Raw genomic sequence first — 20,116 nt, 5'->3', positions numbered from 1 at the left:
CGAGCGGTTCACCGACCCGCGTACGGGAGGGACCCGAGCCCGATCCCGGCGACGGCGACCGAGCCGCGAGAGCCGTTTTTCGGGGAATCAGTCGCGGCGGTGACCGAGCGGCTTCTTCTGGTCGACCTCAACCTCGACGTGGATCGAGTCCGGGAAGTCGCGGCCGACGACCTCGCGGGCGACGTCGTCGGCGCCGTGGATCTCCATCGAGCGCTTATATACCGAGTAGCTCCACGGCGAGAACTCGTCGCCGGCGCGGAGCCGCTTGTACAGCGGGACGCGGACGGTCTCGGCGGGCGTGGCGTGCGGGCCCTTGCACTCCGCGCCCTTGCGTTCGAGCGTCGACTTGAGCTCCTGGACCGTCTCGGCGAGCACCTCGCGGTCGCCGGAGGCGAAGGAGAGTTTGGTGACGAAGGTCATGGCTGGGGGTCGTCCGTGCATGGTCGTCCGAGGGATAAAAACGCGTCTACCGAGCCGACCGCACACGCGGACCGTCGCCGACATATAAGCGCGCGATCGAGGGCCGAGGGCGCGGTGCAGATCGGTTCTCGGGTGCTGAAACGCCCGGTGCGTCCGAGAGTCCGACACCCTCTTTAGGGGTGGTTGCTTACCTGACGCTAATGACGGTCGAAGCGACCAGCGCCGGAGCCATCCTCTTCCGCGACACCCGCGGCGAACGGGAGTACTTGCTCCTGAAGAGCCGGCCGGGGGACTGGGAGTTCCCCAAGGGCGGGGTCGAAGGGGACGAGGAGCTCCAGCAGACGGCGATCAGGGAGGTGTCGGAGGAGGCCGGGATCGAGGATTTCCGGCTGATCGACGGCTTCCGCAGGGAGTACGACTACGTGTTCGAGGCGAACGGAAAGACCATCCACAAGACGGTTCACCTGTTCATCGCGCGCTCGTTCGAGGCGAGCGCCGAGATCTCGAACGAGCACCGCGACCTGCAGTGGCGCGACTACGACCAAGCGCTCAACACGATCACGCAGGACGGGCCCCGCGACATCCTCGAAGAGGCCCACGACTACCTCGACGAGCGGAAGGACCAGGAGAGCGGCGACTACGTCTGAGGCGCCGCCCGGCGGTTCGTTTTTAACCGGTCCCGCGCTATCGCAGCCGTGACTCCGGACGCCGAGTTCGGCTACGAACTCCTCGTCTGCCGGTACGCCGAGCTGGCGTGGCACCCGAGCGACGGCCCGCGTCCCGCCGTCGTCTCCCGCCAGCTGGGGACCGAGGAGCGCCGGTGGGACACGGTCGTGATCGAGGTCGATCCCGCGGCGTTCGCCGCCCGGCGCGCCTTCGGCGAGCGGACCGTCGACTCCGACCTCCTCCACGTCGTCCGCAACGCGCCGGCCGAGTGGGCGTGGTACCGCGACGCGCTCCCGCATCCCGGCTACCCGTGGCGCTACGTTCGGCGGGCGGTCCACCGCGCCGCGGGCCGGGACCTGATCGAGGAGCGCCGCGACGGCAACCGCATCGAGCTCCGCCGGCTGCGACCGTACCCGGACTGGGTCGAGCGGATCGTCGCGGTCGAGAACAAGCCGGACCTGGATCGCTCCGCGGCCGACCGGCTCGCCGGGCAGCTGGCGCACGACGTCGGGACCGGCCTCGCCGACGAGGCGTGGCTCGCGACCGAGACGACGGGCGAGCGCGTCGAGCCCGCGCTGCTCCGCGAGCTGCCGGTCGAGGCCGGCATCCTCGCGACCGACTTCTCCGAGGGGGTTCGCGCCGACGCGGCCGAGGTCGCGTGGCACCCGAGCGACCTCGCGCCAGCCGGCGACGGGGAGCGCGACCCCGAGACCGAGACGCTCCGCCTGGAGATCGCCGAGCGCGCCTACGGGAAGGGGTGGCGCTCCTTCCGCGAGGCGATGCGGCCCGACTGCCGGCACTTCGAGCTCCGGCGCGAGGGACGGGCGCTCGTTCCCTACTGCGCGGCGAAGGAGAAGGTCCCCACCGGGCGGGAGTGCTCGGGCGCCTGCGCGGAGTTCTCTCCCGAACCGCCGAAGTGGCGCACGAAGGGGTGGCCGATCGAAGGGGGTCCGGGGAAGGGGGTGGCGGCGCTGCTCGAACGCCGCCGCGAGCGCGAACGCGACCGGGTCGAAAGGGTCGAGTGAGCGGCGGCCTCACCCGGTCGTATGCGGCTCCCGAACCGGTCGCTGTCCGAGTACGCCGCGCGAACGGCGATCGTGGTCCTCACGCTGGCCGGCCTCCAGTACACCGGGCTCGTCGTCGACGGCCCCGCGGGGATCGATCCCGGACACCTCGCCGCGGTCGCCGCGCTGTTCCCGGCGTTCTCGTACCTGATCGACGTCGTCGTCGCGAACACCCGGGCGACCTCGGAGTGAGGGTCGGCCGAGCCGCGGGATGAACGGCGGCCGGCGGTCCGTCTGACCGCGGCCGTCGACTACGCCAGCGCGGCGGCCAGCTTCTCGACCGGGTGCGGCGGCTCCGGCGCGGCGGCGTCGCGCTCCTTCAGCTGCGTCCGACAGGAGGCGCCGGGCGCGACCACCTCGTCGCCGTCGCTCTCGGCGACCTGGTCGAAGAGGGTCCGCCCGATGGCCTTGCTCATCGAGTAGTGCTCGGCCTCGTAGCCGAACGAGCCGGCCATCCCGCAACAGGAGGAGTCGAGCGGGTCGACGCCGTAACCGGCCCGGCGGAGCACGCCGACCGCGTGGTGGTCCTTCTTCGTCGCCTTCTGGTGGCAGTGGCCGTGGTAGGTGAGCGACTCCGTGGGGGCGTCGAGGGCGAGCGCCTCGTCGAGCCGGTGGGCGTCGACGTACTCCATGACCCCGTAGGTGTTCTCGGAGACGGCCGCCACGTCGGCGTCGGGCACGTCGCTGGCGTCGCCGTCGAGCAGGTCGTGGTAGTCGCTCTGGAGCATCACGGCGTCGGTCGGCTCCACGATGACTACGTCACGGTCCTCGCGGACCCGGGGCGCGAGCGTCTCCACGGCGTCTCGCGCCGCCGCGCGCGACTCGTCGAGCATCCCCTTCGAGTGCGGCGGGCGGCCGCTCCCGTCGACGTCGGGGATCTCGACGTGGCAGTTCGCGGCCTCCAACACCCGGACGGCGGCCTTCCCCGCGCCGGGGTTCGTGTAGGTGGTGTAGACGTCGGGGAACAGCAGGACCTCGCGGTCGGCCTCGTCTCGGGGGACGCCGGCGCCGCCGCGGGCCTCGAACCAGTCGGTCAGGCTCTCCGAGCGGAACGTGGGCAGGTCGCGCTCCCTCGCGATCCCGAGGGCCTTCTCCATGACGAGGCCGGCGCCCGGGAGCTTGCCGGGGAGATTCGAGAGGGGCGCGAGCTTCGAGCCGAGCGGCGCCAGCTTCTCGAAGTTCCCGAGCAGACGCGTGCGCAAGTCGACCCCGTGCTCCTCGTGGTGCGCGTGCTCGACCTCGGCCTTCAGCTTCGCCATGTCGACGCCGCTCGGGCAGTCCACCTTACACCCCTTACAGCCGACGCACAGGTCCATCACCTCGGTGACGAACTCGTCGTCGGTGGGGTCGTCGGGGAGCTCGCCGGAGATGGCCCCGCGGAGCATGTTCGCCCGACCGCGGGTCGCCTGGATCTCCTCCTCCGAGGCGCGGTAGGTCGGGCACATCACGCCGCCGGTCGTCTCCTGGGGACCCCGACAGCCCCCGCAGCCGTGACAGAGCTCGACCATCCCCTGCATCCCGTTGTCGACGGCCCACTCCATCGCGGGGTCGAAGCCGGCGTCGTACTCGTAGTCGGCGTCAAACCGGAGGTGCTCGCTCATGTCGTGGTCGCCGCAGACGTTCCCGGGGTTGAGGAGCCAGTCGGGGTCGAAGGCGGTCTTCAGCTCGCGGAAGGAGTCGTAAAGGGCGTCGCCGTACAGCTTCCGGTTCCACTGGGTCCGGGCGCGGCCGTCGCCGTGCTCGCCGGAGACGGACCCCCCGAGCCGGACGACGGCGTCGGTGACGCGGTCGGCGATGTCGACCATCGCCTCGACGTCGTCGACGTCCTTCGTGTTGATCAGCGGCCGGATGTGGAGCACGCCGGGGCCGGCGTGCGCGTAGAACGTCGCGAACGTGTCGTTGTCTTCCAGGATCTCCTGGAACTCGCGGGTGTACTCCGGGAGGTGCTCCGGGGGGATGGCGCAGTCCTCGATGAAGGAGATGTGCTTCTCGTCGGTGGTCCGCGACAGGAGGATCGGGAGCCCGGCCTTCCGCATCTTCCAGAACCGGTCGCGCTTCTCGGGGTCGTGCGCCTCCATCGCGTGGACCGCGCGCCGCGGCTGGCTCGTCACGTCGGCGGCGCCCTCGCTCGGTTCCGCCTCCGTCTCGGGGCGGGGCCGGTCGTCGGTCGCGCCCACCCGGTCCGCGACCAGATCCGCGACCTTCTGCTTCCCCTCGGCGTCGCTGTCGGCGTAGAACTCGACGAGGAGGACGGAGTTCGTGCCGTCGGGCAACATGCCGACGACGTCCTCGAACTCGGGCGTGTCGGCGGCGAGCCCGAGGAGGACGTCGTCCATCACCTCGACGGCGGCGGGGTCGTGGTCGAGGATCGGCGCCACGTCCTCCATCGCGTCGAGCAGGTCGTCGTAGGTCAGCAGCGCGACCGCCTTCGTGTCGGGGATCTCGACGAGCGAGACGGTCGCCTCCGTGACCGTCGCGAGCGTCCCCTCGCTGCCGGCCATGAGCCGGGCGAGGTTCACCACGCCCTCCTCGCCGTACTCGCCGCGGTGCTCGGCGAGCAGCCGGTCGAGGTTGTAGCCGGAGACGTTCCGCTTCAGCTCCGGGTAGCGCTCGTCGATCGCGTCGGCCTCCTCGTCCAGGATTCGGACGACCTCGGCGTGGATCCGCGGGAGGAGGGCGTCGGCGTCGGGATCGGCCGACTCCCGGAGATCGTCGACGGCGACCTCGCCGAACGTCGTCACCGTCCCGTCCGCGAGGACGACCTCCGCCTCCTCGACGTAGTGGTCGGTCTTGCCGTACTTCAGCGAGTGCGAGCCGGTGGAGTTGTTGCCGATCGCGCCGCCGACCGCGGACTTGTCGCGCCACGCCGGGTCGGGGGCGAACTTCAGCCCGTGGGGCTCGACCGCCGCGTTGAGGTCGCCGACGTACGCCCCGGCCTCGACCCGGGCGGTCTCCGCGTCCGGGTCGGTCGAGAGGACCGAATCCATCGAGTCTGTCAGGTCGAGGACGACCGCCTCGTTCACCGTCTGGCCGGCGAGCGACGTGCCGCCGCCCCGCGGGAGCACGGGGATCCCCTCGGCGAAGCAGTACTCCTGGACCGCGGCCACGTCCGCGGTCGACTCGGGCATCACGACGCCGATGGGCGTGACCTCGTACGCCGAGGCGTCGGTCGCGTAGAGCCGCTTGGAGTAGTCGTCGAACCGGACCTCCCCGTCGACCCGGTCGTCGAGCGCGGCCACGAGCTCCGGGCGCTCGACGTCTCCCCCGGTGTAGTCGAAGTCCCCCCCGTCCCGCGGGTCCGGGTCCGGCGTGTGAGTTGCCATGCGACTCTATCACGGTCGAACTACCAAAAATCCCCTGACCCCGCCGAGGGAACGGGGGATCCGGAGCGGTCGGCGGCGGTGGGGTTCGGCGGAACGGGGCGCCGGCGCAACACCCATATATATCCCGAAGAATGGTGAGACATGTCAGTCGCCGACCGCTCGACGTTCAAGCGCCGCCTGGACTCCCTCGGCGTGACCGTCACGGAGGGGCCCGCGAGCGAGTGCGCGGACCTGATCGACGAGGCCGCCGGCGACCCGGCGGTCGGGGTCGCGCTCGCCGGCGAGGTGGAGGAGAGCGACGGCCCGGACGACCCGCCGGTCGCGCTCCCGGACCGCGTCGCGACCGACCCGACCACGGCCGAGCTCCGCGCGGCCCACACCGGCGTCACGGACGCGGAGCTCGGCGTCGCGGCGTACGGGAGCGTCGCGATCGAGGCCGACACCGCCGGCACGGAGCCGGTGAGCCTCTTCGTCGACCGCCACGTCGTCGTCCTCCGCGAGGCCGACCTCGTCCCCGACATGCCCGACGCGTTCGAGTGGCTCGGTCCGCGGGCGCGCGACGAGTCGGTCGACGTGGTGTTCGCGACCGGCCCGAGCGCGACCGCGGACATGGGCGGGCTCGTCCACGGCGCGCACGGCCCGAAGGAGGTGCACGTGGTGCTGCTGCGCGAGGACGGCGGGGACGGCGACGGCGGCGGGGACGACCCCGCGACCCCCGAGGTGACCGCCGATGAGTAGCGACGCGGCGAAGGGGGACCGGATCCGCGAGCTGATGGCGACCGAGGGCGACGCGGTCGCCGAGAACACGCGCGGCTTCAATCAGGGGCGGATCGAGTCGACCGGCCGGCTCGACGACTACGAGGCGCTGAAGGCCGACGCCCGCGAGATCAAGGAGGACGCGATCGCCCGGCTCCCGGAGCTGATCGACGAGGTGAGAGAGACGGTCGAGTCGAACGGCGGCACCGTCTACGTCGCCGACGACGCCGCGGACGCCAACCGGTACATCACCGAGCTGACCGCCGAGGAGCGCGACGCCGACCGGCTCGTGAAGTCGAAGTCGATGACCTCGGAGGAGATCGAGGTGAACGAGGCGCTGGAGTCCGAGGGCGTCGAGGTGATCGAGACGGACCTCGGCGAGTGGGTCCTGCAACTGGCCGACGAGGCCCCCTCGCACATCGTCGCGCCGGCGATCCACAAGTCCCGCGAGGGGATCTCGGAGCTGTTCGCGGAGCGGTTCGACCTCGACGACCCGCCGGAGACCGCCGAGGAGCTCACGATGTTCGCCCGCGAGCGGCTCGGCGAGCTGGTCGAGGGCGCCGACGTGGGGATGACCGGCGCGAACTTCATCGCCGCCGACTCCGGGACCATGCTCCTCGTCACCAGCGAGGGCAACGCCCGGAAGACGGTGACCGCGACCGACACCCACGTCGCGGTCGCGGGCGTCGAGAAGATCGTCCCGACCGTCGAGGAGTTCGCCCCGTTCGTCGAGCTGATCGGGCGGTCCGGGACGGGCCAGGACGTGACCTCGTACATCTCCACGCTGACCCCGCCCGTCGACTCGCCGGTGCCGGACTTCGAGCGCGACGACGAACCCCTCGCCGACGGCTCGGGCGACGACCGCGACTTCCACCTCGTCCTCATCGACAACGGGCGGCTGGAGATGCGCGAGGACGAGCAACTGAAGGAGACGCTGTACTGCATCCGGTGTTCCGCCTGCTCGAACGCCTGCGGCAACTTCCAGAGCGTCGGCGGCCACGCGTTCGGCGGCGAGACGTACTCCGGCGGCATCGCCACCGGCTGGGAGGCGGGCATCGAGGGGCTCGACACCGCGGCCGAGTTCAACGACCTCTGTACCGGCTGCTCGCGGTGCGTCCCGGCGTGTCCGGTCGGGATCGACATCCCGTGGATCAACACCGTCGTCCGCGACCGGATCAACCGCGGCGAGGCCGACCCCGGCCAGACGGACTGGATGTTCGAGGAGCTGGTCCCGGACGAGGAGCCGGCCGGCCTCGACCTGAGCACCCGGCTCGTCGGCAACTACGAGACGCTCGCGAAGTGGGGGAGCCGGACCGCGCCGATAGCGAACCGCCTCGCCGACGCCGGCCCGGTCCGCGCGGTCGCGGAGCGCGTCGCCGGGATCGACCGCCGGCGCGACCTCCCCGAGTTCGCGAGCGAGCCGCTCGTCGACTGGTTCGACGCACGCGGCGGCGCTCGGGTGCCGGCCGACGAGGCCGACCGCGAGGCCGTGCTCTACCCCGACACGGCGACGAACTACGTCGACGTCGACCGCGGGAAGGCCGCCGTGCGCGCGCTGGAGGCGCTCGGCGTCCACGTCCGGGTCCCGGACCTGCCGGGGAGCGGCCGCCCGCCGCTCTCGCAGGGGATGATCGCGACCGCGGAGTCGGCGGCCGAGGACGTCTACGCCGGGCTCGCGACCCACGTCGACGCCGGCCGCGACGTGGTCGTGATCGAGCCGAGCGACCTCGCGATGTTCCGGAGCGAGTACGAGAAGTTCCTCCCCGAGGGGTCCCACGAGCGGCTCGCCGAGGCCAGCTACGACGTGATGGAGTACGTCTTCGGCCTGCTGGAGAACGGCGGCGACCCGAGCGAGCTGCGCGCGCCGTCGGAGGGCACCGGTCCGGTGGCGTCCGGGAAGCGGGTCGCCTACCACCCGCACTGTCAGGCGCGGACGATCGGGGTCGGCGAGCACGCGACCGCGGTGATGGAGGCGCTCGGCTACGACGTGCGCGTCTCCGACACCGAGTGCTGCGGGATGGCCGGCTCGTTCGGCTACAAGGAGGACTACTACGAGCTGAGCATGGACGTCGGGGAGCCCATCCGGGAGCAGTTCGGCGACACCGACCGCACCGTCGTCGCCGCCGGCACCTCCTGTACCGAGCAGATCGATGCGCTCCTCGGCGACGCGCCGATGCACCCCGTGGAGCTGGTGGCGCCGCGGGAGTGACGGGGCGGCGCGACGCGAGCGGTCGAGCGAGGCGCGCTCCGACTGCGACCGTCCCCGTCTGACGGGCGTCGTTCGACAACGAACGCTTAATAGGCGCGCTCGTGACCGTATCCCCATGAACGCGGCTCCACAGGAGATCACGTCGCTCGTCGGTCGTGAGGTGTACTCGAACAACGGCGTCTTCGTCGGCGAGATCGAGGACGTCCGCCTCGATCTCGACGCGCGGTCGGTGACCGGGCTCGCGCTCGCGGAGCTCAACCACGAGCTGTTCGCCGGGCGCGTCGACGGGAACACCGGCGTCATCGTCCCGTACCGCTGGGTCCGCGCCGTCGGCGACGTCGTGCTGATCAACGACGTCATCGAGCGGCTCGACACCGGGAGCGACGAGGAGGAGGCGGAGGTCGGCCAGTCCGCGTAGCCGGCTAGAACGGGAGCGCGTCGCGCAGGCTGTTCAGGAGCCCGCCGCCCTCCCGACGCTTGCGGTCGAACACGGGGTACATCGCGTCGAGGAACTCCGTCTCGTTCTCGAACCGGGTCTGTGGCACCTCCTCTAACGCCTCGGAGAGGCGGACCGTCCGGCCCTTGGCGTCGTAGGGGATCGCCCCGTCGTCGAGCGCGTTCACGATCTCCTCGCCGGTCGCCGGGAAGGAGACGCCGGCCTCCTCGATCCGCTCGTCCAGCACGGCGATGCCGAACTCGATCGCGTCGGGCTCCGAGGAACCGCCGCCGCCGGGTGGGCGTGCTGCCATCGCACCGACGTACTCGCTCGGTCCTTTTTAAACCCATGCCCGCGCGGCGGGGCGCGGGCGGACCGCGTCGGAGGCGTCCCCCGAGACGCTCACTCCGGGATCGACTCCTCGGGCGGGGCCGCGTCGACCACCGCGAGCTCCCGCCCGTCGCCGGAGCGGTCGAAGGCCGCGACGCTCTGGTCGTCGTACGGGGGGACGGCGACCAGCACGACCGCGGCGAGGTCGTCGGTCTTCGACACGCCGAGGAAGCCGTCCGGGTGGGAGAGGAACCGCGCCCCGCCGTGGCCCGCGGGCGTGCCGAGGTCGACGCCGAACACCGCGTTCACCGACCCGCCGACGTCCGGCGTGAAATGCGTCAACACGGGTGTCTCCGGGTCGAGCCCGGTGTCCGTCTCGAAGTCGCCGGCGCGAGTGGCCGAGAGGCGGAGGTTCGTCTCGCCGGGGTCGGTCTCGGCGGCGCGTTCGAGCAGGACCGTCAGCAGGTCGCGGGTGACGTGGATCACGGTCAGATCCCGATGGCGGACCGCAGCGTCTTCGCGTAGAGCCCCGGCGCCTTCGACCGGGAGTTCGAGAGCGCGTCCTCGACCGCGACCGCCGCGCCGTCGAGCACGCCGACGCCGTGCCCGACCAGCACGCGGTCGGGGTCGTGGCCCGACAGCGCCGTCGTCGGCGGGGTGAGACGCAGCATCGGGTGGACCCCGATCCGCTCGCGGTCACCGCGGAAGTACGAGGCGGAGCCGAGCGACTCGGGGACGATCAGGGTCTCGCCGTCGAAGAACCCGGCCTCCTGCCACGGCGGCACCGAGGAGTCGCGGATCCGGAACGCCTCGAAGCCGGTGTCGGCCAGCCGGTCGCCGAACCGCTCCACCGGCGCGTCGAGGTCGTCCGCGACGCCCGTCATCCACTCGGGGACCCACACCGAGACGTCGTGGCGGGCCGCGACCGCGGCGCTGTCGCGCTTGTGCCGGTCGAGGCCGACGACAACGCCGGCGACCGTCCCGAGCTCGGCGAGCAGGTCGTCGAGCCCGGGGGCGTCGACCGGGTCGAACACCCAGACGTCGTCCGTCTCGCGCTCCTCGTTCGGCACCGCGACCGCGTGGCTCGCGCGCTCCATCGCCTCGTCGGGGTAGGCGATCCAGCCGACCCCCCCGTCGAACCGATCGATCTCGTGGAGGTCCGCCTCGCCGTCGCCTTTCATTCCCATGCGAACGCCTTCGGCCCGGATCCCTTTCAACCCGTCTCCGGCGGCACGGCGCTCGCGCGTCCGGGGACGGCGCCGTCGCGGGCCCCGACGCCCCCTACGCCTCCGGCCACTTGATCGAGCAGCCGCGGGAGGGCCGGTCGGGGATCCCGACGTCCTCGCCCGCGAGCACCGACTCCACGGCCTCCCGGACGTAGAGCTCGGTCGGCTCGTCGTCGGGGTTCAGGGCGTCGTCGAGCCGGCCGTGGTACCGGAGCCGCCACGCGTCGCCCTCGCGTCCGAACAGGAACGGGTCGGGCGTGCAGACCGCGCCGTACGCCTCGGCGACCGCACCCGTCCCGTCGCGGAGGTACGCGTCGTAGGCGACCGTCCCGTCGGCGACGCGCTCGCGCATCGCCTCGAAGGAGTCCGCCGGGTACTCGTCGGCGTCGTTGGGGTTGATCCCGACGACGGCCAGGTCGTCGTAGTCGGCCGCCAGCTCGTTGAGGAGGTCGAACTTGGCCTGCGCGTACGGGCAGTGGTTACAGGTGAAGACGACGAGCAGCGCGTCCGCGTCGAACGAGTCGAGCGCGTGCGTCTCGCCGTCGACGCCGGGCAGTTCGAAGTCGGGGGCCGCGTCCCCCCGATCGAGCGTCGAGTCTGACTCTTTCATCACCATGCGTCGCGCTACCGTCGGCGTGAGTAAAACGGTTCCGCGGCCGCCGGCGCGCGACCCCTCGACGCGGTCGCCGACGGGCCGGGCTACCGACGCGCCAGCGCCCGGGCGACGACGTGGGCCGCGCCGACCGCGCCCAGCCAGCACGCCGCGAACGCGAGCGCGAGGACGGCGGCGACGAGCGCGGCCGTGAGGACCGAGAGCCCGGTGACGGCGGCGAGCAGCCCGAGGACCGTCGGGAGCCCGATCCCGACCGCGACGAGGGCGACGCGGACGACCCGGCGTCGGCGAGCGTCGTCCGCGTCGTCCCGCCGGTGCGCGCCCCGCGTTCGCTCCCGCCGTCTCTCGCTCCGTGGCACGGCGGCGCTGGGCTCGGTATCGCTCCTAAACCCCCGGACGGTCGAGGGTCGGCCCCGCCGACTCGGGGGTTTTTGCGTCGGCCCCGCCTAGCGGGGATATGTCGTCCCGCGAGCCCTCCTACCGGACGCTCCGACTGCTGTGCGCGAACGGCGCCGGCATGGTCGGGTTCCTCCTCGCGTACGCGGTGGGTCGCGGACTCGCGACCGCGCTCGTCGCCGGGCTCCTCGTCGCGGCCATCGGCTACGTCGCGTCGAGCGCGGTCGCCGAGTACGCGGGGGCGTGAGGGGCCGGGGCGAGACTGCCGACGCGTCGAACGAGGCGGACGAGACGGACGATCGTCGGCGTCGCTCGGCGGGGCGGCGTCGGAGATGAAAGGAGAAAGTCGGTCGGCGCGCCGGGGTCGCCCGCGGAACGCGCCGGGAACGACCTCAGAACGCGCCGGGGTAGACGCTGATCTCGGCGTGGAGCCCCTCGCGGAGCGCGCTGTGGACGTGACAGATCCCCTCGGCGCGCTCGGCGATCTCGGACGCGGTCTCGTCGTCGAGGTCGGCCTCGACGTGGACGTCGAAGGCGATCGACGCGAGGTCGTCGTCCTCGTCGAGGTCGGCGCTCGCGTCGATCTGGACCTTCCCGAGGTCCTCCTCGCCGCGCTGGCTCCCGCCGACGCGGAAGGCGGGGAGGTAACAGGAGGCGTACGTCGCGACGAGCGCGGCGTTCGGGTTCGGCCCCGTCTCGTCGGTCGCGTCGATCTGCAGGTCGAACTCGCCGACCTGACTCGTGCAGGCGTACCCTTCCTCGGAGACCGTGGACGTCTCGATGTCGGACATACGGGTCGACGGACGGCTCGCCGGGGCCTAAAGGTTGCCATCGCCGGAACCGCGCCGGGGGCGCGAAAAAACCGGATCGACCGACCGGCCGACTGACCGACTACTCCAGCGAGTACGTCTCGTCGCCCGCTAGGACGACGGGCTCGGCCGCGGCGCCCGCGGCCTTCACCTCGCTGACGAACTCCCGCGTGTCGATCTCGATCGGTCCGAACGAGTCGTAATGCATCGGGAACACGACGTCGGCGCCGACCCAGTCGGCGGCGATGCCGGCGCCCGCGGGCCCCATCGTGAAGTGGTCGCCGGCGGGGAGCGCGGCGGCGTCCGGTTCGAGGTACGGCGCGATCACGTCGACCATCTCGGACATCAGCCCGGTGTCGCCCGCGTGGTAGAACGTCGTGCAGTCGGGGTCCGACTCCTGGGTGGGCTTCTTGTCGCCGATCACGAAGCCGGCGGGCATCCCGGCCGAGTAGTCGGGGTCGTTCTCGATCCCGTTCGAGTGGTCGGCGCGGACCATCGTCACCCACGCGTCGCCGCACTCGACGGTGCCGCCGATGTTCATGCCGCCGGCCGCGACGGAGTCGTCGAGGCCGAACTCCTCCTGGACGTACGCGGTCAGCTCGGGCGTGGCGACCACGGTCGCGTCGGGGTACGCCGCGGCGTCGCCGACGTGGTCGGCGTGGCCGTGCGTCAGGAGGAGGTAGTCAGGGTCGAGCTCCTCCGGGTCGACGTCGGTCTTCGGGTTATCGAAGAACGGATCGATCAGCAGTTCCGTGTCGTCGACGACGACGTGCCACGTCGCGTGGCCGTGCCAGGTGAGTTCCATGGTACGACCGTTTCTTCTCGGCGAGCCGTAATAAAAGTCGACGCCGCGGATCCGCGCGGCTCGCTCCGCGATCGACGGAGTCGAACGCCGGGCGTCGGGACGTTTTCGAACGAACGATCCGTTTCCGCGCCGCCGGTCGCAATATCTTCCCGCGGACACACGCTTACCCCGGGGATGCGCGTACAGGCCCTCGTGAGAATGGAACCCCGATATGTCGCGTGAGGGACCCGACGACGGCGACGGCGATGGAGACGAGGGGCGGGGCGACCGCTACCGCCACCTGATCGAACACGTCCAGGACGCGGTGGTCGAGTTCGACCTCGTCGACGGGGAGCCGATCGTCTCGTCGGTGAACCGCTCGTTCGTCGACGTGTTCGGGTACGACGCCGACGAGATCCGCGGGGAGCCGCTCAACGAGTGGGTCGTCCCGGAGTGGAAGCTGGAGGAGGCGCGCGCCTTGGACGCGAACACGTCGTCCGGCGAGGTCAACTACCGGGAGGTGACCCGCGAGACCGCCGCCGGGCTCCGCGAGTTCCTCTACCGCGGGATCCCCTACGAGGACGGCGCCGGGTCCGGCGGCTTCGCGGTGTACACCGACCTGACGGAGATATCGCGCAACGAGCGACGGCTGAAGGTGCTCAACCGGATCCTCCGCCACAACCTCCGGAACAACGCGAACGTCGTCGCCGGCCACACGACGCGGCTGCTCGCGGAGCTGGACGGGCCGGACGCCGAGACGACCGAGTCGGCGGCGACCGTCGAGCGCGCGGCCCACGAGCTCGAACGGCTCGCGGAGGAGGCCGGACACATCCACCGGATCCTGCGGCGGCCGACAGACGAGGACGCCGACGTCGATATCGCCTCGCTGGCCCGCGCGGTCGCCGACGACTACCGGACACGCTCGCCCGGCGCCGCGATCGAGGTCGCCGTCGCGGAGGGGGAGACGGTGCGGGCCGACGACCGGCTCCGGTACGCGATCGACAGCCTCGTCGACAACGCCATCGAGCACAACCCGAGCGCGTCGCCCCGGGTCCGGATCCGGCTGAACGAGCCCGACGACGGGGCGGACGCGACCGCGGCCGAGTGGGCGGTCCTCCACGTTGAGGACGACGGACCCCGGATCCCGCCGAACGAGCGCGACGTGATCCGCGACGGCGAGGCGATCACGCCGACGCACCACGGGAGCGGGCTGGGGCTCTGGCTCACGGAGCTGACCGTCGAGGCGTTCGGCGGCGAGCTCGCCTTCGACGCGAGCGACGACCTCGGCGGAAACGACGTCTCGATCCGCCTCCGCCGCCGGTGAAGCGAAGAGCCGAGGTCCGCGGCGCCGGCGCGGCTCGGGAGAGGAGTTAACAACGCCCCGACCCAACCGCGAGGCGATGCCCTCCGAGCGGACCGAGAGCCCCTCCCCGACCGACCCGTGTCGCGAGTGCGGACGGACCCCGCCGCCCGACGCGAACTTCTGTCCCGGCTGCGGCGCCGACCTGCGCGCCGGAGCCGACGCCGACGCCGCCTACTGCCCCGAGTGCGGTTCCGCCCTTCTCCCCGAAGACGAGTTCTGCCCCGACTGCGGGACGGCGCGCCCCGAGAGGGACCGGTCCGAGGCGACCGGCCGCGAGGGCGGGCGGGACGGCGAGACCCCGGACTCCGAGGCGCGCCGCGCGTTCCGGCGGCGGGTGCGGGACCACCTCGACGACGGCTGGGAGCTCACCGAGGACCGCGGCGATCGCGTCGTCCTCGTCGACAGGGACGTCGGCTCGATCCCGGTCCACGTTCTCCTCCTGTTGACCACCGGCGGCGTGGGGAACCTCCTGTACGGCTGGTACCACTACTCCGAGCTGGCCGAGACGCGCCGGCTCAGCGTCGGCGACGGCCCGCTCCCCGAGGGGGAACTCGCGGCGCCCGGCGGCGACGACGACCCGCTCGTCGACCTCTCAGGCTACCTGTTAGGCGGGATCCTGCTCCTGATCGGCGTCGGCGTCGCCGCCGTCTCCGCGGGACAGGGGTCGGTCCCCGGCGCGGCGTTCGGCGCCGCGTTCGCGGTCGTCGGGCTCGCGCTGACGCCGCCCGCGGAGCGCCGGCTCCAGCGCCGACACGGCCTGTCGCGGTTCGGTCGGAAGCGGACCGTCGACCACCGGGTCACGCCCGCGACGGAGCGCACCGAGTCGCCCTGCGTCGTCTGCGGCGAGCCGTTCGAGCGCGGGGTCGTCCGCCGGCGCCGCGACGAGACGGTCCTCGCCGGCGTGCCGGTCCGGACGCACGCGATGGAGCGGAACCGCTACTGCGCCGACTGCGCCCGCGCGGAGCTGTTCGGCGGCTCCGAGGGAGCGGCGGACGGCCGCGCGGAGGGCGTCGAGTCGACGGATCGCGCCGAGCCGACGGACCGGGTCGAACCGACTGATCGCGTCGAGGTCGGCGGCCCGACGGACGACTCCGAGACCGACGGGTCGGAGACCGCGACCGACCGCGCCGGCGACGCCTGACGCGGGCGGCGTGCTAGGCCGGAGGAAACGGACCAGACCGCTTATCACGGTCTGCTCGACAACAACGCCCATGCAGGCGCTAACAGCCGAGCAGCGCGAGTTCGCCGAGCGGGCCGAAGCGGTCGCGGCGGAGTTCGCCGACGACGCCTACACCTGGGAGGGGGACGTGCCGTGGGAGAACCTCCGGCGGCTCGCCGAGGCGGACCTCTACTGCCCGTCGATCTCCGAGGAGTACGGCGGGCAGGGCCGCTCCGACGTGGCGGCGATGCTCCTCACCCAGGCGGTCGGGCGGGAGTGTCCGGACACGGGCTGGTTCACCTACATGCAGGGGATGGTCGGGCCGCGGGCGATCGACCTCTTCGGGTCCGAGGCGGTCAAGGAGGAGTACCTCCCCGCCGTCACCGCCGGCGAGAGCTTCGTCTCCATCGCCATCTCGGAGCCCGACGCCGGCTCGGACGTCGGGTCGATGTCGACCGAGGTGACCGAGGAGGGCGGTGAGCTGGTGTGTAACGGCGAGAAGACCTGGGTCGGCGGCGTCCCCTTCGGCGACGCGGCGGTCACCTGGGTCAGGTTCCCCGAGGGGCTCGGGTCGGTCGTGATCCCCTACGACGACCCCGGCGTCGAGATCGAGGAGGTGTACACGAACATGGCCGGCTACGCGCAGACGCACTTCACGATCGACGACGTGGTGATCCCCGAGTCGCACGTCCTGACACGGGGGAAGGAGGCGTTCAAGGAGCAGCTGGTCTCGCTCAACTGGGAGCGGCTCGGCAGCTCGGTGCTCACGGTCGCGTGGGCGGAGGCCGCGCTGGAGCAGGCGCTGGCGTACGCGAGCGATCGCGAGCAGTTCGACCGGTCGCTCGACGAGTTCCAGGGGATCGAGTGGCGGCTCGCGGAGATGTACCGGAACGTCGAGACCGCGGCGTCGCTCGTGTACATGTCGGCGGCGGGCGCGCAGGGACACGACCCCGCCCCGCCGCGGCTCCAGACGTCGACCGCGAAGCTCCACTGCTCGCAGATGGTCGAGGAGGTCGCGAGCGAGGCGGTCCAGATCGTCGGCGCCCGCGCCTACCAGCGGGGCCACCCGCTGGAGTACCTCTACCGCTTCGCGCGGAGCCGCCGGATCGCGGCCGGCACCGACGAGATGCAGCTGAACACCATTGCTCGGGCGCTGAAGGAGGACGGCGTGCCCCCGGTCTCGGCGCGGTAGCGCGGGCGTCTCGTCGGCTCGGCGCGGTAACGCGGGCGTCTCCGGCGCCGAGGTCCGACCCCGACGCTCGATCCCGGCCTCGCTACTCGTCGTACGACCGGCCGTAGTCGGGATCGCGCTTCTCGTTGAACGCGGCGACCGCCTCCTCGTGCTCGGGGTCGACGACGCAGTCCCACTGGTACTCCGCCGCCTTCCGGCAGTACTCGTCGAAGCTCTGCTGCGGGTCGATCAGGCGGTTCGTGTGCTGCACGGCGGTCCGCGGCTTGTCGCGGATCTCCTCGGCGAGCGCGGTCGCGGCCGCGAGCGCGTCCTCGGCGCGTTCGACCGCGAGCCCGACGTCGACCGCGTCCTCGGGCGTGATGTCCCGACCGGTGAGCAGGTACTCGCGCGCCTTCGACTCGCCGATCAGTCGGGGGAGGAGCCACCCGCCGCCGTCGCCGGGAACGAGCCCGACGTTGACGAACCCCTCGCGCATGACCGCGCCGTCGGCGATCGTGCGCAGGTCGCAGGCGAGCGCGAAGTCGCAGCCGGCGCCGATCGCCGGGCCGTTCACGGCGGCGACCGAGGGCGTCGCGGCCGTCCGGAGCCGCCAGACGAGCTGCTGGATGAGCCAGAGGAACGCCCCGTACTCCTCGGGGTACTGGTCGTCCCAGTCGGGCATCTCCGTCGTGTCCGCCCCGGCGCAGAAGCCGTCGCCCGCGCCCGTGAGGACCGTCGCGTACACGCCGTCGTCGCGCTCGGCGCGGCGCACCGCGTCGTTGAGTTCGAGGACCGTGGTCCGGGTGAAGGCGTTGTAGACGTCCGGCCGGTCGATGGTGACCGTCGCGACCCCCTCGCTCACCGCGTACCGGACGTCGTCGTAGTCGCGCGCTCCCCCGTCGCTCCCGTCGCCGGTTTCGTCGTCGGCTTCTCGGTCGGTTGCGTCGTCTGCCATACCGGAGGGCGGGCCGGCCCCCACAAATAGGTGTGCGGTCGGTCCTTGCGCCGACCGGGAACGCTTTTTGTCCGCGTCGCCCCACGCCGGGTATGCACCGCGTACGGTTCCGCGACCCGGCCGGATCGATCCGCGAAGGCACATACGACCCCGAGGGCGACACCGTCGCCTTCGGCGGCGACGAGCACGCGCTCGACGACCCCGCGATCGACGTGCTCCCGCCGACGGACCCCACGAAGATCGTCTGTATCGGGCGCAACTACGCGGACCACGCGGCCGAGCTCGGCAACGACGTGCCGGACCGCCCCCTGCTCTTCCTGAAGCCGCCGAACGCGCTGGCGGGCCACGGCGACGCGGTCACCGTCCCCGCGGGGAAAGACCGGATCGACTGGGAGGCGGAGCTGGCGGTCGTGATCGGCGAGCAGTGCAAGGCGGTCGACGCCGACGACGCGATGGACGTGGTCGCCGGCTTCACCTGCATGAACGACGTGTCGAACCGCGACGACCAGAACCGCGAGCAGAACTGGGTGCGCGGGAAGGCGTTCGACAACGCCGCGCCGCTCGGCCCGGTGATGGCGACCCCCGACGAGGTCCCCGCGGACGCGAGCGTCGAGCTCCGGGTGAACGGCGAGACGAAGCAGTCGAGCGACCGCGAGCACCTCATCTTCGACGTGCCGACCCTGATCGAGGAGATCACGACGTACCTCACGCTGGAGGCCGGCGACGTGATCGCGACGGGGACGCCGGAGGGCGTCGGCGCGCTCGCCGACGGCGACACCGTCGAGGTCGAGGTCGAGGGCGTCGGGACGCTCGAACACGACGTGCGCATCCCCTGACCGGCGGCCGGGGTCCCGTCGTCCGGCGCTCCCTGCCCCCGGATCGCACACCGGGTTTCCGGTGAACGCTTATGCCCGGGCCGCCGGTATCGATCGGCACGGAGACCGGTCCGTTCCGCCGCGGACACCGACGCCGGAGGGCCGGTCGCGAGCCCGAACGAATGTCACGAGACGACGCCACGACGGACGATCCCGATCCGGACCGCCGCGGCGGCACGGAGGCGGACGACCCCGACGCCGCGCCGGCGGTCGTTGCCGCCCGATCGAGCGACGCCGAGCCGGACACGGCCGAGATCCGCGAGCTGGCGGCCGCGGCCGGCTACGCGGTCGTCGGCGAAGTCACCCAGCGGCGCCGCGAGGACCCCACGTACGGGCTCGGTCGCGGGGGGGCGGAGGACCTGATGCGGCTCGCCGCCGAGACGGACGCGGCGGCGGTGATCTACGACGGTTCCCTCTCGCCGGGACAGACGTTCTCGGTCGGCGACCTGCTGCCGACCGACACCGCGGTCGTCGACCGCCCGCGGCTCGCGCTGGAGCTGTTCGGCGACGCGGCCGACTCCCGGGCGGCGGACCTGCAGCTCGAACTGGCTCGGCTCCGATACGAGCTCCCGCGGCTCCGGGAGACCGTCGCGCGGGATTCGAGCGAGGACGTCCGGCTTCGGCCGGAGGGCGACGGCCGCGTCCGCGACGTCGAGCGGCGGATCGAGTCCGCCGAGCACGCGCTCGACCGGCTCGCCGACGACCGCGAGAAACGGCGGGCCGAGCGCCGGGAGGCCGGGTTCGACCTCGTCGCCCTCGCGGGCTACGCCAACGCCGGGAAGTCGACGCTCGCGCGTCGCCTCGCCGACGACGTGGACGACCCGGAAGGCGCGGACGGTCCGGACGACACAGACGATCCGGACGGGGCGTCGATCGCGGGCGGTCCGGGGAGGTCGCCGTCGGCCGGCGACCGTCCCTTCGAGACGCTCTCGACGGCGACGCGGCGGGCGACCCTCGGGGGACGCCGGGCGGTCGTCACCGACACGGTCGGGTTCCTCGACGGTCTCCCCCACGAGGCGATCCGGTCGTTCCGCGCGACGCTCGACGCGGTTCGCCGCGCCGACTGCGCGCTGCTCGTCGTCGACGCGAGCGAGGAGCCGGCGACGGTCCGGCGGAAGCTCCGGACGTCGCTGTCGGCGATCGAGGCGACGGACGGGCCGGTGATCCCGGTCCTGACCAAGGTCGACCGGGTCGGCTCGAACGACCTCGCCGCCGCGGCCGACGCCTGCGAATCGGTGGCCGACGCGCTCGACGCCGACGAGGTCCCGGTCGCGGGCTCGCTCCGGTCGCCGGTTCCGGTCAGCGCGCGAAACGGCGCCGGACTCGGGGAACTCGTCGACGCGGTGGCGGACGCGCTCCCGACCGCGACCGCGGCGATGACCGTCCCGAACGGCGGCGACGCGCAGGCGGCGCTCTCCTGGGCGTACGACCGCGGCGTCGTCTCCGGCGTCGAGTACGCGGGGGAGACGGTCGCGGTCGAACTCGCCGGCCGACCCGACGTCGTCGCGGCGGCGGAGCGACGGCTCGCCGGGGGCGACGACGGCGAGTCGTGAGCGACGGT

22 protein-coding genes are annotated in these 20,116 nt (G+C 72.4%); 12 read left to right on the top strand and 10 right to left on the bottom strand.

The genetic code is table 11. The features are described from left to right. Nucleotides 1–87: 87 nt before the first annotated feature. The gene (locus NO900_RS09380) at nucleotides 88–420 is read right to left on the bottom strand and encodes an uS10/mL48 family ribosomal protein (RefSeq protein ID WP_256408962.1); all 333 of its coding nucleotides are present in this window, start codon (nucleotides 418–420) and stop codon (nucleotides 88–90) included. Nucleotides 421–620: 200 nt separating this feature from the next. Here NO900_RS09380 and NO900_RS09375 point away from each other — a divergent pair, with 200 nt between their 5' ends. Genes NO900_RS09375 through NO900_RS09365 form a run of 3 tightly spaced genes read left to right on the top strand, consistent with a single transcriptional unit; the run spans nucleotide 621 to nucleotide 2,342 of the window. Next, the gene (locus NO900_RS09375) at nucleotides 621–1,067 is read left to right on the top strand and encodes a bis(5'-nucleosyl)-tetraphosphatase (RefSeq protein ID WP_256408961.1); all 447 of its coding nucleotides are present in this window, start codon (nucleotides 621–623) and stop codon (nucleotides 1,065–1,067) included. Between the two features lie 48 nt (nucleotides 1,068–1,115). Next, nucleotides 1,116–2,111, top strand: a complete 996-nt coding sequence (locus NO900_RS09370; protein ID WP_256408960.1) for a DUF5787 family protein — start codon at nucleotides 1,116–1,118, stop codon at nucleotides 2,109–2,111. Nucleotides 2,112–2,132: 21 nt separating this feature from the next. After that, entirely contained in the window at nucleotides 2,133–2,342 is a 210-nt protein-coding gene (locus NO900_RS09365) for a hypothetical protein (protein ID WP_256408959.1), read from the top strand. Nucleotides 2,343–2,401: 59 nt separating this feature from the next. Here the strand turns inward: NO900_RS09365 and NO900_RS09360 are convergent, their stop codons facing one another. After that, nucleotides 2,402–5,473 carry an FAD-binding and (Fe-S)-binding domain-containing protein gene (locus tag NO900_RS09360; protein ID WP_256408958.1) on the bottom strand — a complete coding sequence of 1,024 codons (3,072 nt, stop codon included), beginning with the start codon at nucleotides 5,471–5,473 and terminating at the stop codon, nucleotides 2,402–2,404. 141 nt (nucleotides 5,474–5,614) lie between these two features. Between NO900_RS09360 and NO900_RS09355 the strand changes: the two genes are divergently transcribed. From NO900_RS09355 to NO900_RS09345, 3 genes are all read left to right on the top strand, one after another. After that, nucleotides 5,615–6,211: an LUD domain-containing protein gene (locus tag NO900_RS09355; protein WP_256408957.1), complete on the top strand. Its 597-nt coding sequence runs from the start codon at nucleotides 5,615–5,617 to the stop codon at nucleotides 6,209–6,211. Then, complete coding sequence (locus NO900_RS09350; RefSeq protein ID WP_256408956.1) at nucleotides 6,204–8,438, top strand: LUD domain-containing protein; 2,235 nt, start codon at nucleotides 6,204–6,206, stop codon at nucleotides 8,436–8,438. Before NO900_RS09355 ends, NO900_RS09350 begins: the two co-directional genes overlap by 8 nt. Nucleotides 8,439–8,553: 115 nt before the next feature. After that, the gene (locus NO900_RS09345; RefSeq protein WP_092566112.1) at nucleotides 8,554–8,856 is read left to right on the top strand and encodes a PRC-barrel domain-containing protein; all 303 of its coding nucleotides are present in this window, start codon (nucleotides 8,554–8,556) and stop codon (nucleotides 8,854–8,856) included. A 4-nt stretch (nucleotides 8,857–8,860) separates the two neighbouring features. Here NO900_RS09345 and NO900_RS09340 read toward each other — a convergent pair whose 3' ends face one another. The 5 genes from NO900_RS09340 to NO900_RS09320 all read right to left on the bottom strand — a co-directional run bounded on the left by NO900_RS09340 (nucleotide 8,861) and on the right by NO900_RS09320 (nucleotide 11,402). Continuing rightward, nucleotides 8,861–9,187: a DUF5789 family protein gene (locus tag NO900_RS09340; protein WP_256408955.1), complete on the bottom strand. Its 327-nt coding sequence runs from the start codon at nucleotides 9,185–9,187 to the stop codon at nucleotides 8,861–8,863. Between the two features lie 89 nt (nucleotides 9,188–9,276). After that, entirely contained in the window at nucleotides 9,277–9,690 is a 414-nt protein-coding gene (locus NO900_RS09335; protein ID WP_256408954.1) for a JAB/MPN domain protein-containing protein, read from the bottom strand. Between the two features lie 2 nt (nucleotides 9,691–9,692). Next, entirely contained in the window at nucleotides 9,693–10,385 is a 693-nt protein-coding gene (locus NO900_RS09330; RefSeq protein WP_256409265.1) for a hypothetical protein, read from the bottom strand. Nucleotides 10,386–10,485: 100 nt separating this feature from the next. After that, nucleotides 10,486–11,046 (bottom strand): thioredoxin family protein, encoded by a 561-nt coding sequence (locus NO900_RS09325; protein ID WP_256408953.1) that lies wholly within the window; start codon nucleotides 11,044–11,046, stop codon nucleotides 10,486–10,488. A gap of 83 nt (nucleotides 11,047–11,129) precedes the next feature. After that, a complete protein-coding gene (locus NO900_RS09320) occupies nucleotides 11,130–11,402 on the bottom strand; it encodes a hypothetical protein (RefSeq protein ID WP_256408952.1) in 273 nt (90 codons plus the stop codon). A 98-nt stretch (nucleotides 11,403–11,500) separates the two neighbouring features. Between NO900_RS09320 and NO900_RS09315 the strand changes: the two genes are divergently transcribed. After that, complete coding sequence (locus NO900_RS09315; RefSeq protein WP_256408951.1) at nucleotides 11,501–11,686, top strand: hypothetical protein; 186 nt, start codon at nucleotides 11,501–11,503, stop codon at nucleotides 11,684–11,686. Between the two features lie 145 nt (nucleotides 11,687–11,831). Here NO900_RS09315 and NO900_RS09310 read toward each other — a convergent pair whose 3' ends face one another. Continuing rightward, entirely contained in the window at nucleotides 11,832–12,230 is a 399-nt protein-coding gene (locus NO900_RS09310) for an OsmC family protein (RefSeq protein WP_256408950.1), read from the bottom strand. 100 nt (nucleotides 12,231–12,330) lie between these two features. Next, nucleotides 12,331–13,053: a metal-dependent hydrolase gene (locus tag NO900_RS09305; RefSeq protein WP_256408949.1), complete on the bottom strand. Its 723-nt coding sequence runs from the start codon at nucleotides 13,051–13,053 to the stop codon at nucleotides 12,331–12,333. A 211-nt stretch (nucleotides 13,054–13,264) separates the two neighbouring features. Between NO900_RS09305 and NO900_RS09300 the strand changes: the two genes are divergently transcribed. From NO900_RS09300 to NO900_RS09290, 3 genes are all read left to right on the top strand, one after another. Beyond that, a complete protein-coding gene (locus NO900_RS09300) occupies nucleotides 13,265–14,356 on the top strand; it encodes a PAS domain-containing sensor histidine kinase (protein WP_256408948.1) in 1,092 nt (363 codons plus the stop codon). A gap of 76 nt (nucleotides 14,357–14,432) precedes the next feature. Further along, entirely contained in the window at nucleotides 14,433–15,536 is a 1,104-nt protein-coding gene (locus tag NO900_RS09295; RefSeq protein ID WP_256408947.1) for a zinc ribbon domain-containing protein, read from the top strand. A gap of 70 nt (nucleotides 15,537–15,606) precedes the next feature. Beyond that, the gene (locus tag NO900_RS09290) at nucleotides 15,607–16,746 is read left to right on the top strand and encodes an acyl-CoA dehydrogenase family protein (RefSeq protein WP_256408946.1); all 1,140 of its coding nucleotides are present in this window, start codon (nucleotides 15,607–15,609) and stop codon (nucleotides 16,744–16,746) included. Between the two features lie 82 nt (nucleotides 16,747–16,828). Here NO900_RS09290 and NO900_RS09285 read toward each other — a convergent pair whose 3' ends face one another. Further along, complete coding sequence (locus NO900_RS09285; protein ID WP_256408945.1) at nucleotides 16,829–17,680, bottom strand: enoyl-CoA hydratase/isomerase family protein; 852 nt, start codon at nucleotides 17,678–17,680, stop codon at nucleotides 16,829–16,831. A 92-nt stretch (nucleotides 17,681–17,772) separates the two neighbouring features. On the opposite strand from NO900_RS09285, the gene NO900_RS09280 reads away from it, so the two are divergent. Continuing rightward, nucleotides 17,773–18,516, top strand: coding sequence for a fumarylacetoacetate hydrolase family protein (locus NO900_RS09280; protein WP_256408944.1), 744 nt, complete (start codon nucleotides 17,773–17,775; stop codon nucleotides 18,514–18,516). A 161-nt stretch (nucleotides 18,517–18,677) separates the two neighbouring features. Continuing rightward, nucleotides 18,678–20,108 carry an HflX-like GTP-binding protein gene (locus NO900_RS09275; RefSeq protein ID WP_256408943.1) on the top strand — a complete coding sequence of 477 codons (1,431 nt, stop codon included), beginning with the start codon at nucleotides 18,678–18,680 and terminating at the stop codon, nucleotides 20,106–20,108. The last annotated feature ends 8 nt before the right edge of the window (nucleotides 20,109–20,116 follow it).

The organism is Halorubrum rutilum (assembly GCF_024494565.1).
Note: the sequence above shows the minus strand (reverse complement) of the source record. Positions and strands in the feature narration are given on the sequence as shown.

Excerpts from the sequence above, each read along its gene's own strand:
- NO900_RS09365 (WP_256408959.1), top strand. The coding sequence starts at position 2,133 with ATGCGGCTCCCGAACCGGTCGCTGTCCGAGTACGCCGCGCGAACGGCG.
- NO900_RS09355 (WP_256408957.1), top strand. The coding sequence starts at position 5,615 with ATGTCAGTCGCCGACCGCTCGACGTTCAAGCGCCGCCTGGACTCCCTC.
- NO900_RS09375 (WP_256408961.1), top strand. The coding sequence starts at position 621 with ATGACGGTCGAAGCGACCAGCGCCGGAGCCATCCTCTTCCGCGACACC.
- NO900_RS09280 (WP_256408944.1), top strand. The coding sequence starts at position 17,773 with ATGCACCGCGTACGGTTCCGCGACCCGGCCGGATCGATCCGCGAAGGC.
- NO900_RS09315 (WP_256408951.1), top strand. The coding sequence starts at position 11,501 with ATGTCGTCCCGCGAGCCCTCCTACCGGACGCTCCGACTGCTGTGCGCG.
- NO900_RS09310 (WP_256408950.1), bottom strand. The coding sequence starts at position 12,230 with ATGTCCGACATCGAGACGTCCACGGTCTCCGAGGAAGGGTACGCCTGC.
- NO900_RS09275 (WP_256408943.1), top strand. The coding sequence starts at position 18,678 with ATGTCACGAGACGACGCCACGACGGACGATCCCGATCCGGACCGCCGC.
- NO900_RS09340 (WP_256408955.1), bottom strand. The coding sequence starts at position 9,187 with ATGGCAGCACGCCCACCCGGCGGCGGCGGTTCCTCGGAGCCCGACGCG.
- NO900_RS09330 (WP_256409265.1), bottom strand. The coding sequence starts at position 10,385 with ATGAAAGGCGACGGCGAGGCGGACCTCCACGAGATCGATCGGTTCGAC.
- NO900_RS09325 (WP_256408953.1), bottom strand. The coding sequence starts at position 11,046 with ATGGTGATGAAAGAGTCAGACTCGACGCTCGATCGGGGGGACGCGGCC.
- NO900_RS09360 (WP_256408958.1), bottom strand. The coding sequence starts at position 5,473 with ATGGCAACTCACACGCCGGACCCGGACCCGCGGGACGGGGGGGACTTC.
- NO900_RS09295 (WP_256408947.1), top strand. The coding sequence starts at position 14,433 with ATGCCCTCCGAGCGGACCGAGAGCCCCTCCCCGACCGACCCGTGTCGC.
- NO900_RS09290 (WP_256408946.1), top strand. The coding sequence starts at position 15,607 with ATGCAGGCGCTAACAGCCGAGCAGCGCGAGTTCGCCGAGCGGGCCGAA.
- NO900_RS09285 (WP_256408945.1), bottom strand. The coding sequence starts at position 17,680 with ATGGCAGACGACGCAACCGACCGAGAAGCCGACGACGAAACCGGCGAC.
- NO900_RS09380 (WP_256408962.1), bottom strand. The coding sequence starts at position 420 with ATGACCTTCGTCACCAAACTCTCCTTCGCCTCCGGCGACCGCGAGGTG.
- NO900_RS09350 (WP_256408956.1), top strand. The coding sequence starts at position 6,204 with ATGAGTAGCGACGCGGCGAAGGGGGACCGGATCCGCGAGCTGATGGCG.
- NO900_RS09345 (WP_092566112.1), top strand. The coding sequence starts at position 8,554 with ATGAACGCGGCTCCACAGGAGATCACGTCGCTCGTCGGTCGTGAGGTG.
- NO900_RS09305 (WP_256408949.1), bottom strand. The coding sequence starts at position 13,053 with ATGGAACTCACCTGGCACGGCCACGCGACGTGGCACGTCGTCGTCGAC.
- NO900_RS09300 (WP_256408948.1), top strand. The coding sequence starts at position 13,265 with ATGTCGCGTGAGGGACCCGACGACGGCGACGGCGATGGAGACGAGGGG.